General features: G+C 55.0%; 1 pseudogene. It reads left to right on the top strand.

Going from position 1 to position 231, the window contains the following annotated elements:
• Positions 1-231: pseudogene (locus tag RTW80_RS31070) on the top strand (Putrescine importer PuuP); the annotation flags it as partial.

Here is a 231-nt window from a genome sequence, read left to right as displayed (position 1 = left end):
GCGTTATCGTTATCGCGGCGTCGTTCTTTATGCAGCTGTTCTTTCCCGATATCAGCCGCTTTAAAGATCCGGATGCCGCACTGCCTGAAATTGCGCTGTACGTCGGCGGCAAGCTCTTCCAGTCGATTTTCCTCTGCACCACGTTTGTGAACACCTTAGCCTCTGGCCTGGCTTCACATGCCAGCGTGTCGCGTCTGCTGTATGTGATGGGGCGGGACAATGTGTTTCCGG

The organism is Escherichia sp. AM3 (assembly GCF_032029835.1).
Classification (GTDB): Bacteria; Pseudomonadota; Gammaproteobacteria; order Enterobacterales; family Enterobacteriaceae; genus Escherichia; species Escherichia coli.
Note: the sequence above shows the minus strand (reverse complement) of the source record. Positions and strands in the feature narration are given on the sequence as shown.